At 62.4% G+C, this 13,529-nt stretch carries 13 protein-coding genes; 10 read left to right on the top strand and 3 right to left on the bottom strand.

Annotated features, from left to right (window positions below):
• Positions 1-69: 69 nt before the first annotated feature.
• From D4A92_RS13890 to D4A92_RS13880, 3 genes are all read left to right on the top strand, one after another.
• Positions 70-855 (top strand): SDR family oxidoreductase, encoded by a 786-nt coding sequence (locus D4A92_RS13890; RefSeq protein ID WP_203014172.1) that lies wholly within the window; start codon positions 70-72, stop codon positions 853-855.
• Positions 856-974: 119 nt separating this feature from the next.
• A complete protein-coding gene (locus tag D4A92_RS13885; protein WP_203014169.1) occupies positions 975-1,199 on the top strand; it encodes a hypothetical protein in 225 nt (74 codons plus the stop codon).
• A 116-nt stretch (positions 1,200-1,315) separates the two neighbouring features.
• On the top strand, positions 1,316-2,116 hold the full coding sequence (locus D4A92_RS13880) for a hypothetical protein (RefSeq protein WP_203014166.1): 801 nt from the start codon (positions 1,316-1,318) through the stop codon (positions 2,114-2,116).
• 65 nt (positions 2,117-2,181) lie between these two features.
• On the opposite strand, the gene D4A92_RS13875 is transcribed toward D4A92_RS13880, so the two are convergent.
• Positions 2,182-2,370: a hypothetical protein gene (locus D4A92_RS13875; RefSeq protein WP_203019970.1), complete on the bottom strand. Its 189-nt coding sequence runs from the start codon at positions 2,368-2,370 to the stop codon at positions 2,182-2,184.
• Positions 2,371-2,642: 272 nt separating this feature from the next.
• On the opposite strand from D4A92_RS13875, the gene D4A92_RS13870 reads away from it, so the two are divergent.
• From D4A92_RS13870 to D4A92_RS13855, 4 genes are all read left to right on the top strand, one after another.
• A complete protein-coding gene (locus D4A92_RS13870) occupies positions 2,643-3,935 on the top strand; it encodes an Hsp70 family protein (protein ID WP_203014163.1) in 1,293 nt (430 codons plus the stop codon).
• 220 nt (positions 3,936-4,155) lie between these two features.
• Positions 4,156-5,049, top strand: coding sequence for a uracil-DNA glycosylase (locus D4A92_RS13865; RefSeq protein ID WP_203014161.1), 894 nt, complete (start codon positions 4,156-4,158; stop codon positions 5,047-5,049).
• A 143-nt stretch (positions 5,050-5,192) separates the two neighbouring features.
• Entirely contained in the window at positions 5,193-5,384 is a 192-nt protein-coding gene (locus D4A92_RS13860; RefSeq protein ID WP_203014160.1) for a hypothetical protein, read from the top strand.
• A 145-nt stretch (positions 5,385-5,529) separates the two neighbouring features.
• Complete coding sequence (locus D4A92_RS13855) at positions 5,530-5,688, top strand: hypothetical protein (protein WP_153761840.1); 159 nt, start codon at positions 5,530-5,532, stop codon at positions 5,686-5,688.
• 74 nt (positions 5,689-5,762) lie between these two features.
• Here the strand turns inward: D4A92_RS13855 and D4A92_RS13850 are convergent, their stop codons facing one another.
• Entirely contained in the window at positions 5,763-6,659 is an 897-nt protein-coding gene (locus D4A92_RS13850) for a hypothetical protein (protein ID WP_203014158.1), read from the bottom strand.
• A 326-nt stretch (positions 6,660-6,985) separates the two neighbouring features.
• On the opposite strand from D4A92_RS13850, the gene D4A92_RS13845 reads away from it, so the two are divergent.
• A complete protein-coding gene (locus D4A92_RS13845) occupies positions 6,986-8,257 on the top strand; it encodes an MFS transporter (RefSeq protein ID WP_203014156.1) in 1,272 nt (423 codons plus the stop codon).
• 2 nt (positions 8,258-8,259) lie between these two features.
• Here the strand turns inward: D4A92_RS13845 and D4A92_RS13840 are convergent, their stop codons facing one another.
• A complete protein-coding gene (locus tag D4A92_RS13840; protein ID WP_203014154.1) occupies positions 8,260-9,198 on the bottom strand; it encodes a DMT family transporter in 939 nt (312 codons plus the stop codon).
• A 300-nt stretch (positions 9,199-9,498) separates the two neighbouring features.
• Here D4A92_RS13840 and D4A92_RS13835 point away from each other — a divergent pair, with 300 nt between their 5' ends.
• Complete coding sequence (locus D4A92_RS13835; RefSeq protein WP_203014152.1) at positions 9,499-10,608, top strand: methyl-accepting chemotaxis protein; 1,110 nt, start codon at positions 9,499-9,501, stop codon at positions 10,606-10,608.
• Between the two features lie 247 nt (positions 10,609-10,855).
• Positions 10,856-13,504: an aminopeptidase N gene (pepN, locus tag D4A92_RS13830; RefSeq protein WP_203014150.1), complete on the top strand. Its 2,649-nt coding sequence runs from the start codon at positions 10,856-10,858 to the stop codon at positions 13,502-13,504.
• Positions 13,505-13,529 lie beyond the last annotated feature (25 nt).

The following is a 13,529-nucleotide window of genomic DNA, read 5'->3' as shown; positions in this document are numbered from 1 at the left end:
GGGGTTTCGATCGCGGTCAGGCACCGATAGACTGTCAACAAACACATCGCATCCATGGGAGGATACACAATGGATCTCGGTATTTCCGGCAAACGCGCCCTCGTGCTCGCCGCTTCGCGCGGTCTTGGCCTCGGCATCGCGAAGGCGCTTGCGGCGGAGGGATGCCATGTCCTTATCTGCGGACGCACGGAAGAAAAGCTGAAAGCCAATGTCGAGGCGATCAGGGCTGCTGGCGGCAAGGCGGATTATGTGGTGGCTGACCTCGCCGATGCGCATTTCGTCGACCAGATGCTGCACGCGGTTCACCACACGCTCGGCGGTATCGACATTCTCGTCAACAATACCGGTGGGCCGACGCCTGGCACCGTTGAGGACATGGATGCCGAAAAGCTCTACAACTTCTTCCAGTCCATGGTGGTCCGCGTCATCACGCTCACCAATGCGCTCGCACCCTTGATGAAGACGCAAGGCTTCGGTCGCATCCTCACCGTCGCCTCGTCGGGCGTCTTCGAGCCGATCCCGAACCTTGCCCTCTCCAACACGCTGCGCGGTGCCCTCGTCGGCTGGAATAAGACACTCTCGGCAGAGCTCGCCTCTTACGGCGTCACCGCCAACATGATCCTGCCCGGCCGCATCCACACGGACCGTATCGACGAGCTTGATGGCGCCAATGCCAAGAAGCAGGGCAAGTCGCTGGACGAAGTGCGCGCGGCATCGGTCAAGTCCATCCCCGCCCAGAGGCTCGGCCGCGTCGAGGAGTTTGCCGCCGCCGCTGCCTTCCTCTGCTCCGGTCCAGCGAGCTACATTACCGGCACCATGTTGCGGGTCGATGGCGGGGCGGCGAAATCGATCTGAGCACATCTATGACCGGCATCAAATTCGAATTCGCTAAAATGAGAGCGATCGACTGAACGGGTTGGAAATCTCTTGGGTTTACTCAAACGTGAGAAACCTGGGAGATGAGAGTTCCCGTGATGACAGATGCCGGACATGAAGACCGGATGCTGCTGGCGCTTGATCCTGCAGCTTTCGTGACCGAACCCGAACCGATCGCCGAAGAGCGCGCGCGCGTGCCGCGCTCTCGCAATGCCAGTTACGGCCGGATCATCGACCACTTCCTGACAAAGCTCGAGGGCTTCAACGATGAGCTCGATCTGGAGGCCGCGCCGATGGCAGCGCGCCTCTATCAGGACGTCTGACATCCCCCTTAATATCCGGGGTATTTGACATAAACTGCATGAACGAAAGCGACGGTCGGTCAAGAGACTGCTTGTATTAGGGGTGCCGACGATACACTCCAACCTCATGGACCATCATGCTCGCCCCCATACTTTTCGGTTCCGGCTCGTCCGGAACCACGACCAGTCCGTCGTCTGGCACGACATCGGGCTCGACCTCTTCACCGCCACCCTCCGAATCCACTCAGCCATCCTATCAGGAGCCGGAAGCGGCAGCGCCCGGTGATATCGACGACGGCACCTATCAACCGGCTCCGTCAGAAGAAACGGGCGAACCATCACCTGCGGTCGATGAGGGCAGTGGCGCTCCTGAAGAGGTGACCGCCGAGACGCCACCAGCCCAGACGGAAGCCGACGCGGAACCTACACCGGTTGGCGAGGAGCCGGCCTCTTCTGAGACCGAACCTCAGGCCGCTCCTGAAGACACTTCCGTTTCCAACGACACGGCCGTCGCCGATGAGGCAGTCGCAGAAGACGCAGCGACCGGCCCCGAAGCAGACACAGCACCCGAAGCAAGCCCCACGGCGACCACGCCTTCACCCGTTGCGAGCGACCGCCCGGTCACGGCGGCACCGGCGAGCGAGCGTGTGTCGGCAGAAGACGCGATCGAGGCCGCAGCACTGGCCGAATATCGCGGGAAGCGGGTCAGCCCTGAAGGCGCGGCAAGCGACTTCGCTCAGCAGGTGACCACCCTGATCGACCAGAGCCTGAACAGGGCGCGCGAGCGGGCATTGGAAGTCTCGCAGGCCCGCATCATCGCCGGGCTGCTTTCGGGTGCAGAGACCTCGGAATCGCCGGCGACCTCTGCTCTTGCCGCAGGTGCGGAACGCCAGCCTGTCGACGTCGCCGCAGCGATCCGGGCCTATCGCCAGGCCTGAGTGCGACCACAGGAAGATCTTGAGGGCCCACCCGCCGGTTGGGCCCTCACTGTTTCTGCCGGTCCTCAGCGCCGACGCAACAGTATCAGACCTGCGACGCCCGCAAGTGCAAGGATGGCGCCATAAATGATCCAGGGGCTCTGATCGATCATGAAGCTCGACGCTGGATAGGGAAAGTGACCCGAGCCCTGCCCGATCCACACGAAGCCCATCAGGATGGCGAGGGCCGCGAGGCAGTGCAGGGCAATGCGCATGGGTGGCATCTGTCGATCTCCTGAGTGGAGCCGACCATAGACCCAGCCGCCCAGGACGGCCAGAGGCATCCGTTTCAAGGCAGGCCCTCGATTCGGTAGATCATCTTCACGCGCCGACCTCCGCTCCGATCGCGGACGTCACAAAAAGGTCGCTTGCCCTCGCCGCCCCCCTGTGGCATCAGGCGCCCTCTTTCATGCCTCGGCATTGCCGACAACAGTCGGCCCGCCGGCTCTCACAGACATCCGACACACGAAACAAGGGAGCGATGGCCATGGCTGAAGCGCTTGGGCTCGATTTCGGCACGACCAATACCGTTATCGCCGTCGCGGAAAGCAGCGACGCGACGCATTCGGTCGCCTACACTTCGCCGGCCGGCACATCCGACAGCATGCGCACCGCGCTCTCCTTCCTCAAGGATCGACAGCTCGGCGCAGGGGCGCTGAAGGTCGAGGCTGGTCAGGCCGCGATCCGTGCCTTCATCGACAATCCCGGCGACTGTCGTTTCCTGCAGTCGATCAAGACCTTTGCAGCGTCCGCCCTCTTCCAGGGGACGCTGGTGCATGCAAGGCGCTTCCAGTTCGAAGACCTGATGGAGGTATTCCTGAAGCGTCTGCAGGCCTATGCGGGCGATGGCTGGCCGGGCGGGGCCAAGCGTCTCGTCGCCGGACGTCCCGTCCATTTCGCCGGCGCCAGCCCCGATCCGGCGCTTGCCGTCACCCGCTACAACGAGGCGCTGACGCGGCTCGGCTTTCCCGAGATCCACTATGTGTACGAGCCGGTCGCGGCTGCCTTCTATTTTGCCCGCACGCTGAAGCGTGACGCGACGGTTCTCGTCGCCGACTTCGGCGGCGGTACGACCGACTTCTCACTGATCCGCTTCTCGACCGAAGCCGGCAAGCTCAGCGCCACGCCGATCGGCCAGTCCGGCGTCGGCATTGCCGGCGACCAGTTCGATGCCCGCATCATCGACCAGCTGGTAGCGCCGGAAATCGGCAAGGGCAGCCAGTTCAAGAGCTTCGGCAAGCTGCTCGACGTTCCCAGCAACTACTATCTCGCCTTTTCGCGCTGGAACCAGCTTTCGGTCTTCAAGACCTTGAAGGAATTCACCGACCTCAAGTCGCTGGTGCGCCAGGCGGAAGAGCCGGAGAAGCTCGAACTCTTCATCGACCTCATCGATCACGACGAAGGTTACCCGCTCTATCAGGCCGTCTCGGCCACCAAGATGGCGCTGTCTTCAGCGGAGGAAGCGGACTTCCGCTTCGCGCCGCTCGGTAAGGCCGGCGAGAAACGCGTGACCCGCCGCGATTTCGAAAGCTGGATCGCCGACGACCTCACCCGCATGGAAGAGGCGCTCGACGAAGTGCTGGCCAAGAGTAACACCGAGGCCGGCACGATCGACAAGATATTCCTCACCGGCGGCACATCCTTCGTGCCCGCCGTGCGCGACATATTCCACCGCCGCTTCGACGCCTCCCGCATCGAAACCGGCGGCGAACTGGTGTCGATCGCCCATGGCCTGGCTTTAATCGGCGAGCGGGACGATATCGAACAGTGGGTAGCGTGAACCGGTCTGGCTAGCTTCCCTTGCGGGCGCCTGCTGGATCTCCCCTCATCCTGAGGAGCCTGCGAAGCAGGCCTCGAAGGATCAAAGCCATACAGAAAACCACCCGCCCTCGTCCTTCGAGGGTCGCATACGCTCCCGCCTCAGGATGAGGGCTGGTCGCCAAAGTTTGTCCTACGCTTTCCGTTTGCCTTCCGTCGGCCAAACGCACTAGAACAGCCTCATGATCCAGGCCCGCGACATGTCCTCCGCAGAGCTCGCCGCGCTTCTCGCATTTCATGCAGAGGCCGGTGTCGAGTGGCTGGTGGAAGACGATCCGATCGACCGCATCGCGGCTTTTGCAGCCGAAAAGGCGGCGCGGCAGGTGGCACGCCCGGCAGCGGATACACCAGCCACCAACGCACAGCCGCGCAGCCTGCCGGGACGCGGCGCAGCTCCCCCCTCCGAACGCCAGCCGGCGCGGGCGCAACCCGCCCAAGGCTCGGCGCTGCCGGCGATCCCGGATGAGAATGCCATTGCCGAGGCGCGCTTTGCCGCCGAAGGCGCACGTTCGCTTGCCGAATTGAAAACTGCCATCGAAGCCTTCACCAGCTGCAATCTGAAGACCTCGGCACGGTCGACCATCACGGCCGAAGGGACCGGCACCGCCGGCATCATGGTGATCGGCCCCATGCCGAACGCGGATGACGACCGCGAGGGTCAGGCCTTTTCAGGGCGCGCAGGCCTGCTGCTCGACCGCATGCTGTCTGCCATCGGCCAGAGCCGCGAAAGCGCCACCATCACCACCATCATCCCCTGGCGGCCGCCCGGCGACCGTATGCCGTCCGGCCCGGAAACCGCCATCTGCCGCCCTTTCATCGAACGCCAGATCGCGCTTGCCGAACCCCGCCTTGTCCTTGTGCTCGGAAATTTTGCCGCCCGCTTCTTCTTCGGCGAAACCGGGACGATCCACGCCCTGCGTGGCAAGTGGCGTGATATCGGCGCCGGCGGCCATGCCGTCCCGGCCATGGCCACGTTGCATCCGCAGGAGCTGCTCGCCGCGCCTGCAAGCAAGGCGCTCGCCTGGATAGACCTGCTCGCCTTCTCCGAGCGCGTGAATCCCGAGCAAAACGGCTAAATTATCATCAGCATGAACAAATTATGAAGACAGCCATGCATTTGATGCAAGGCAGGATCGCGGCCATGTTTATTGCCGAATCCATGCTGCACTGCGATATTTGAGTCTGAAAGTGGGAGGGACACTTTTAAAGGAAGACCATCGTGAGCCTTCGCACCCGCCCTATTCACTGCAAGTTCGAGACCTTGCGCCTCGCCGGCGAGCACGGCCGCAGCGCAAGCCCCTACAACCGCAGCAGCGCCGCAGTTTCCGCCGAACAGCTGAGCGCGCGCTTCACCGGTCATGCCGGTCGCATTGCGCGCCCCGCGAGCGTCTTTTCCGAGTTCCGCACCTGAAACCTGGACAATCGCGCCGGTCAAAAACCGGCGGCTTGCGGGGAACGCATATCAGGGCTTCCGCATTGTGCATTGCGGCATCGGTTCATCCATGAACAGATATACCCGCAAACATCGATATGCATGTAGAGCAGAGGATAAGACCATGAACATCTCGTTCCACCCCGTCCGCAGCCTGCGCCAGGCCATGCATCACATCGGCCATGCCGTCAGCGCTTCGGAAGAGTTGTCCACCGCCGCCCGCAAGCGTCAGCAGGCCCAGGATCGTGGCGTCGAGCGCGCCTTGCAGCCGCTCGGCTTCTGATCCCGTCTGCACGATACGCGGTTTCGTCGGGCCCGCCTTGCGCGGGCCTTTTCGCGTTTACGGATTGGAACCGTTTAGAAGCCACCGACAGCCCCGAGGCGGGGATCAGACTTTCCCAGGCGAACAGGTCCGCAGATCCGCTCATAGGCAAAGTCGACGATCGCAAACTTGATCGCCTGCCAGCCGCAATACTCCTCGAGAAAATCGCGCTTGAGGATGCAGTGGTTGCGATCGCCATTGGGCCAATAAAGGCAGCCCGTTTCCACCGCGCGGCGGAAAAGCCGTTGGAGGTGGGTGCGGGAGATCATGAAGTGCTCGGCCATGACCCGAGCATCGATGCGACCGATATTGTATCCGTCGCCATCGGGGGCATGCTCCATCGCCCGGCGCACCAGCTCATCCATGACGAGACCACCCGCCTCTGTCCACAGGAACAGCGCCACGCGCGGCGGCGGCTCAAGCCAGCTCGGATTGAGACAGGCGTGGCGGGCGATCTGCGGCTGGATGAGACGGAAGAGATCCGGCTGGGCCGCAAGGGTCTCGGCGCGGTTGCCACCATCGAGGTGGTCAAGGAGTTCGAGATTGGTCACCAGCCATTGATACATCGCGTGGGTCGGCAATTCCGTCGCCTCGTAGCGCTTCGGCCGACGGTTCGGATCGCCGACGATCCGGACGAACTTGTAGCTCAACAGCTGGTCGAGGAAATTCAGAACCGTGTTGCGGCTCGCCGCATTGTTCGAGGTGATGATTTCGCGGAGATTGGTCGTCGTCAGTCCGCTTCCCGGCTGGGTCGGATCATATTCAAGCTGCAGCGCAAAGGCCGCCTGGCTGAGCAGCCAGCGCTGATGCGAGGCCAGCATGCGCGAAAGCCGAGGGCTCTGATCGAACTGGCCGCGCAACTTTCCGGCATAGGCCCCCAATGCAGCGGCGAATTGAGGATGACTGGCGATATCGCTGGGGGAGAGCGTCATGACCGTCTCCTCGATCCGCGCTGTCCGGCAAGGGAGGAAATCGACGCAGTCAGACACCGCATTGCGTGCCGGTCCATTCCTCTGTTCGCCGCCGTCGTCTCCATTCGATCCCTTTGGCGGACGTGGACACTCGGCCCGACGTCTCTCTGTCTCTGATAATATGAAGGTAAACGAATTCCTGACGACGTTTCAATCCCTTATTGCCAAAGCGTGAGGGAAGAATGATATGGCGTCCGCGAATGCGCCGCCTTGCGTCGTATTCGACATTTCACATGCCCGGCGATGCTGGCACTATTCCCGTTCCGAATGCGCCCCACGGAGGCCCAATGCTGTCCAGTCTCGCGTCCATCGCCACCCTGATGCTGTCGACGCTGCTGATGATGGCAGGCTTCGGATTGATGGGCTATATGCTACCGATCCGATCGCTCAACGAGGGGTGGTCGACCTTCATCATCTCCGTGATCGCTACCGGCTACACCTTCGGCTTCACGGTGTCCTGCATCGTCACGCCGATCTTCGTGCGCCGCGTCGGGCATGTGCGAGTCTTCGGCGCTTTGATCACGCTCCTGACCGTCTCCATCCTGCTTTGCGCGCTCGTCGTCGAATGGTGGGCCTGGATGATTTTCCGCGGCCTTTCCGGCTTTGCCATTGCCGGTGCCTATCTCCTGATCGAAAGCTGGCTCAATGAGCGGGTGACGAACGACAATCGCGGCGCTCTGTTTTCCGTCTACATGGTGACCTGCCTCGTCGGCTCGATCGGCGGCCAATACATCGTGCCGCTCGGCGACGTGAACGGGCCGAACCTCTTCATCATCTGCGCGCTGATCTTCTCGCTGGCACTGTTTCCCGTCGCCCTGTCGACGGCCAAGTCGCCGAGCCCGATTGCCGAGGCGCGCTTCGATTTGAAGCGGCTCTATCGCCGATCACCGATTGCCTTCTTCGGCTCCCTGCTTTCCGGGGCCCTTTCGGGCACCTGGGGCAGTCTCGGCGGCGTCTATTCCCAGACGATCGGCATGACCACGGCGCAAGGGGCGACGCTTCTGGCCGCCTTCCTGGCCGGTGGCGCCATATCGCAGGTGCCGATCGGCCGTATATCGGACCGCATGGATCGCCGCTTCGTGATGATCGCCTCCGGACTCTTCGGCGTCGGCGCCTGCGGAATGATGATCGCTTTCGGCGCGGATGACCCAACCGCGCTCTATGTCGCCGGCTTCTTCGTCGGCACCGTGCTCTATCCGGTCTATTCGCTCAACGTCGCCCATGCCAATGACCTCGCCGAGCCGCATGAATATGTGACGCTCTCAAGCGCCATCATGATCCTCTACGGCATGGGTACGGTCACCGGTCCGATCATGGCAGGCACGCTTATGCAATGGTCGGGGCCGAGCGCGCTCATCGTTTTCCTCGGGATGGCCTTTGCGCTTTATGCCGGCTATGCGGCCTACCGCATCACCCGGCGCCCTGATGACGTGACGCCGGAAGAGAAGACCGATTTCCAGGCGACGATCCTGCCGATGCAGGGCGCAGACAACGCCTCTCCGCTGCCTGAGCCTGAATTGGAGGAGCAGCTGGAGCTCGGGATCGAGCCCGGGCGCTAAGCTCAACCCTGTGGAGTCGATGCCTTGCGGGCCGCCCGCCGTTCAAGACCAAGCTGGTGTTCGCGGTAGATGATGAAGATGCCGGCGGCCACCACGATCGCCGCGCCGGTCAGGGTCGTCATCGTGGGCACCTCTGAAAACAGCAGATAGGCGGCGATCGAGCCGAGGATGATCGAACAATATTCGAAGGGTGCGATCGTCGAGACATCGGCAAAACGATAGCTTTCGGTCAGAAAGATCTGACCCAGCCCGCCGAAGAAGCCGGCAAGGGCGAGGAGCCCGAGCCCCTGCCAGGAGAGATCGGCCCAGCCGAAGAACCAGGTGAGCGCGGAAAGAAGTGCTGCTGTCAGGGAAAAGAAGAGGACGATGGTCGAGGTCTTTTCCTCGCGCACCAGCTGGCGGACCTGCAGCATGGCCCCTGCCCCGAGAATGGCCGAAACCAGCACGGCCAGCGCGCCGACGGCGGCTTCGGAGCCAAAGCCTTCTTCACCGAACAGCGAAAGCTTCGGCAGGGAAATGATCAGAACTCCGACAAGCCCGATCACGACCGCCGTCCAGCGATAGAGCCTAACTGTCTCCTTGAGGAAGACCGCCGCGAACACGACGGCAATTAGCGGCATCGCATAGCCGATCGCAATGGCATCCGGCAGCGGCAGATGCACGAGTCCATAGAAGCCTGCCCCCATGGCACAGACGCCGAGCAAACCGCGCTTCACATGGCCGACGGGGTTGTCCGTCTGGAACGCCTGCCGCAATTCGCCGCGCCAGGCGAGATAGACGAGGATCGGCACGATGGCGAAAGCCGAGCGGTGGAAGCTGATCTGGCCGGGCGGAATGCCACTGCCTGCCAGCTTGATGCAGGTCTGCATAGCGACGAAAACGGTCACCGAACAGACTTTCAGCACGATGCCGCGGAGAGGATTGGGATCGGCAAAGGCCATGGTGATCAGATTCTTGCGGGCAGGCTATGCGCAATCGCACAGGGATTTTGAGCCGGCAGCGATGCCGCCGGGGACTCGGGCTGTGGCCTAGCATGCATGCCCGCCGGTCCCGCGCAAGTGCCGAACCGGTGTCGATGCCGCGAGGTTCTCCCCAGAAATGGCCGAAAACACCGGGTTTCTGGCCATCTTCCGTTAACCACCCGTTCAAACGAGGAAATTATCTTTCCTGTCAATAAGTCATATTAATGCGGCCTTGCGCCGTCTTTGTTGCTCGCTCTTTTCAAACCGGGGTTTGGTGCCATGCCGCAGACCGAATACCAGACCAATTCCATTTCAGAGATCCGCGCCACACCCCGGTCCATGCGCCTTGTCACCGAGAGTATCGGCACCGATCTCGAGCAGTTCAGCGCCGACAATGCCCATATCGTCCGCCAGATCCGCCTTCTCGCCATCAATGCCCTGATCGAGGCGGCGCGTGCCGGTGAGGCCGGCAAGGGTTTCGCTGTCGTTGCCAACGAGGTCCAGCGTCTCGCTCAGGGTGCGGGAGAAACCGCAGAGCGGTTTCAGGAGAACGTACTCGGACGCATCCGGCAGAGCCGGACCATGGCGGATGATCTCGTCGACCAGATGGAAGGCGTGAGACTGATCGACCTTGCCCAGACGCTCGTGCAGTTCATCGTCCGCAATCTCTTCGAGCGCACGGCAGACGTGCGCTGGTGGGCAACCGACAGCGCGCTTTGGGAGGCGCTGGAACAGCCCTCGCCCGAGCGGGCCCAGCACGCATCCGCACGGCTCGGCGTCATCAACCGATTCTACACGGTCTATCTCGATCTCGTCTTGACCGACGCCGCCGGCAAGGTCATCGCATCGGCCAATCCCCGATATCATCGGAGCCTCAAGGACCGGAATCTGTCCAGCGAAGCCTGGTTCCAGGCCGCCCGCACCTGCCAGAGCGGTGACGACTATATCGTCGACACCGTCAAGCGCAGCCTCGTGCACGACAATAGGGATGTGCTGGTTTACGCCACCGGCATCCGGGAGGGCGGCCGCAGCGACGGCGCGCTTCTCGGCACGCTCGGCGTCTATTTCGACTGGAAGGCCCAGGGCCAGGCCATCGTCGAGAAGGAGGCGAACCTGCCGCCGCAGGTCGCCGAGAAGACGGAAGTCCTGTTGCTCGACGGCAGCAATATGGTGATCGCCTCCTCCCGTCCGGAGCGGATCTACACCCATTTCGCACTCAGCAATCCCGCTCAGCTCGCCAAGGGCAGCTATTATGACCAGAGCGGCGCGATCGTCGCCTTCGCAAAGACACTCGGCTACGAGGACTATGATGGCCTCGGCTGGTCCGGGGTGATCATCCAGACGATGGACAGCGACGAAACGCTACGCCAGCAACTCCGGTTGCGATGAGACCGCCCGCAATTCGGCCGGTATGCTCAAGATATTCTGGTAACTATTCTTGGATTTGAAGCGCCATTGCGGCCGTGAAACCCAAGAAAATCGGCTCCAGGATCAAGAGCATCGTAAAAATAACTCGTGTTTTAACAATCGTTCAGAAATTGCTGCAATCATCGCGACAACTTGACCCCAGGCGGTCGCGAGCCCCAGCGCTCGTGCCGTGCCATGGTGGCCAACCCCGCAGCGACCAGGACACATTATGCGCACAGACACGGGCCGGATCGTTCATCTGGCAGACTACCGCCCCACCGACTTCGTTCTGGAACGGGTTGATCTGACCTTCGAACTGGACCCGACGGAAACCAAGGTGGAAGCCCGGTTGATCTTCCATCGGCGCGAAGGCGTCGATGCGGCAGCCCCTCTGGTGCTCGACGGTGACGACCTCACCATGACGAGCCTGCTCTTCGATCAGATCGAGCTGGATCCCGCGCGCTACACCGCGACGCCGGAGAGCCTCACGATCCGCGACCTGCCGGAATCCACTCCCTTCGAGATCACCGTGGTCACGATGATCAATCCGGAGGCGAACACCCAGCTGATGGGCCTCTATCGCTCGAACGGCATCTATTGCACGCAGTGCGAGGCCGAAGGCTTCCGCCGCATCACCTATTTCCCCGATCGGCCGGATGTGCTCGCCGTCTATACGATCAACATCATCGCCGACAAGGCGGCCAATCCGCTTCTGCTCTCCAACGGCAATTTCCTCGGTGGCGCCGGCTTCGGCCCCGACAAACATTTCGCCGCCTGGTTCGACCCGCATCCGAAGCCGTCCTATCTCTTCGCGCTGGTTGCCGGCGACCTCGGCATTGTCGAAGACACGTTCACCACCATGTCTGGCCGTGAAGTGGCCCTGAAGATCTATGTCGAGCACGGCAAGGAGCCGCGCGCGGCCTATGCCATGGATGCCTTGAAGCGTTCGATGAAGTGGGACGAAGAGGTCTTCGGCCGCGAATACGATCTGGATATCTTCATGATCGTTGCCGTCTCCGACTTCAACATGGGGGCCATGGAGAACAAGGGCCTCAACATCTTCAACGACAAGTATGTGCTCGCCGACCCCGAGACCGCGACCGACCAGGACTATGCGAATATCGAGGCGATCATCGCGCATGAATATTTCCATAACTGGACCGGTAACCGCATCACCTGCCGCGACTGGTTCCAGCTGTGCCTGAAGGAAGGCCTGACCGTCTATCGCGACCACGAATTCTCCGCCGACATGCGCTCGCGTTCGGTCAAGCGGATCGCCGAAGTCCGCTACCTGCGCTCGGAGCAGTTCCCGGAAGATGCAGGTCCGCTAGCTCATCCGGTGCGGCCCAGCAAGTATCGCGAGATCAACAACTTCTACACGACGACCGTCTACGAAAAGGGCTCCGAAGTCACCCGGATGATCGCGACCATTCTCGGCCGTGACGACTTCAAAAAGGGCATGGACCTCTACTTCGAGCGCCATGACGGCGATGCCGCGACCGTCGAAGACTTCGTCAAATGCTTCGAAGATGCGAGCGGCCGCGACCTCACACAGTTCTCGCTCTGGTATCATCAGGCCGGCACGCCGCAAATCACCGTTTCCTCGTCTTATGACGCCGGTGCCAAGACGCTCACGCTGTCGCTCGAGCAGATGATCCCGGCAACTCCTGGCCAGAGCGCCAAGGAGCCGATGCATATTCCGCTCCGCTTTACGCTGATCTCGGAAAACGGCTCGGAAGCCTCGGCCTCTGCGATATCAGGCGGCGACGTCACCGGCGATGTGCTGCATCTGACCGAGCGCGCCCAGAGCTTCACCTTCTCCGGCATCGGCAGCCGCCCTGTTGTCTCGCTGAACCGCGGCTTCTCCGCTCCGGTCACCCTGCATTTCTCGCAGAGCGCTGAGGATCGCGGCCATATCGCCCGCCACGACAGCGACCTCTTCGCCCGCTGGCAGGCGATCACCGACCTCGCTCTGCCGGCCCTGATCGATGCTGCGAAGACCGCCCGTGACGGTGGTACCGTGGCGGCCGACCCCGCTTTCGTCGACGTCCTGCTTGCAGTGGCAGCGGACGAGGCGCTGGAGCCTGCCTTCCGCGCCCAGGCGCTCTCGCTTCCGAGCGAAGCCGACATCGCCCGTGAACTGGGCGGCAACAACGATCCCGACGCTATCCATGCCGGCCGCCAGGCCGTGCTCAGCGCCATCGCCACGGCAGGCGCCGATGTCTTCCGCAAGCTGCACGCCACCCATTCGGCTTCCGGCCCCTTCTCGCCAGATGCCGCAGGTGCAGGCAAGCGGGCGCTGAAGAACCTTGCGCTTTCCTTCCTGTCACTGGCGGAAAACACCCCGGCGCTGGCCGCCGAGGCATTTGCCAAGGCCGACAACATGACGGACCTGTCGCAGGCCCTCACCATCCTCGCCCATCGCTTCCCCGATGCGGAAGAGACGAAGCAGGCGCTCACCGCTTTCGAGACCCGCTTCGCGTCGAACGCGCTCGTGCTCGACAAGTGGTTCACCATCCAGGCGACGATCCCGGGTGCGGCGAGCCTCGACCGGGTCAAGGTCTTGATGACAAGCCCGCATTTCCAGCCGACCAATCCGAACCGCGTGCGCTCTCTCGTCGGCACCTTCGCCTTCGGCAATGCGACCGGCTTCAACCGTGCCGACGGCGCGGCCTATGCATTCTTTGCCGAGCAGATCCTTGCGATCGACCCTCGTAACCCGCAGCTTGCGGCACGCCTGCTGACCGCCCTGCGTTCCTGGCGGCTGCTGGAAGCCGGGCGTGCCGACAAGGCGCGCGCGGCGCTTGCGACCATCGAAGCGTCGGCGACGCTGTCCACCGACGTGCGCGATATCGTCGACCGCATCTTGAAGGGCTGATCGACACATCCCATTCGAGGGAAAA

The organism is Rhizobium rosettiformans, from assembly GCF_016806065.1.
Taxonomy (GTDB): domain Bacteria; phylum Pseudomonadota; class Alphaproteobacteria; order Rhizobiales; family Rhizobiaceae; genus Allorhizobium.
This window is presented reverse-complemented; position numbering and strand designations above follow the sequence as displayed.

Bases quoted from the DNA above. Each gene is read 5' to 3' on its own strand.
- D4A92_RS13890 (WP_203014172.1), top strand. From the start codon at position 70: ATGGATCTCGGTATTTCCGGCAAACGCGCCCTCGTGCTCGCCGCTTCG.
- D4A92_RS13835 (WP_203014152.1), top strand. From the start codon at position 9,499: ATGCCGCAGACCGAATACCAGACCAATTCCATTTCAGAGATCCGCGCC.
- D4A92_RS13845 (WP_203014156.1), top strand. From the start codon at position 6,986: ATGCTGTCCAGTCTCGCGTCCATCGCCACCCTGATGCTGTCGACGCTG.
- D4A92_RS13870 (WP_203014163.1), top strand. From the start codon at position 2,643: ATGGCTGAAGCGCTTGGGCTCGATTTCGGCACGACCAATACCGTTATC.
- D4A92_RS13875 (WP_203019970.1), bottom strand. From the start codon at position 2,370: ATGCGCATTGCCCTGCACTGCCTCGCGGCCCTCGCCATCCTGATGGGC.
- pepN (WP_203014150.1), top strand. From the start codon at position 10,856: ATGCGCACAGACACGGGCCGGATCGTTCATCTGGCAGACTACCGCCCC.
- D4A92_RS13865 (WP_203014161.1), top strand. From the start codon at position 4,156: ATGATCCAGGCCCGCGACATGTCCTCCGCAGAGCTCGCCGCGCTTCTC.
- D4A92_RS13840 (WP_203014154.1), bottom strand. From the start codon at position 9,198: ATGGCCTTTGCCGATCCCAATCCTCTCCGCGGCATCGTGCTGAAAGTC.
- D4A92_RS13850 (WP_203014158.1), bottom strand. From the start codon at position 6,659: ATGACGCTCTCCCCCAGCGATATCGCCAGTCATCCTCAATTCGCCGCT.
- D4A92_RS13885 (WP_203014169.1), top strand. From the start codon at position 975: ATGACAGATGCCGGACATGAAGACCGGATGCTGCTGGCGCTTGATCCT.
- D4A92_RS13855 (WP_153761840.1), top strand. From the start codon at position 5,530: ATGAACATCTCGTTCCACCCCGTCCGCAGCCTGCGCCAGGCCATGCAT.
- D4A92_RS13880 (WP_203014166.1), top strand. From the start codon at position 1,316: ATGCTCGCCCCCATACTTTTCGGTTCCGGCTCGTCCGGAACCACGACC.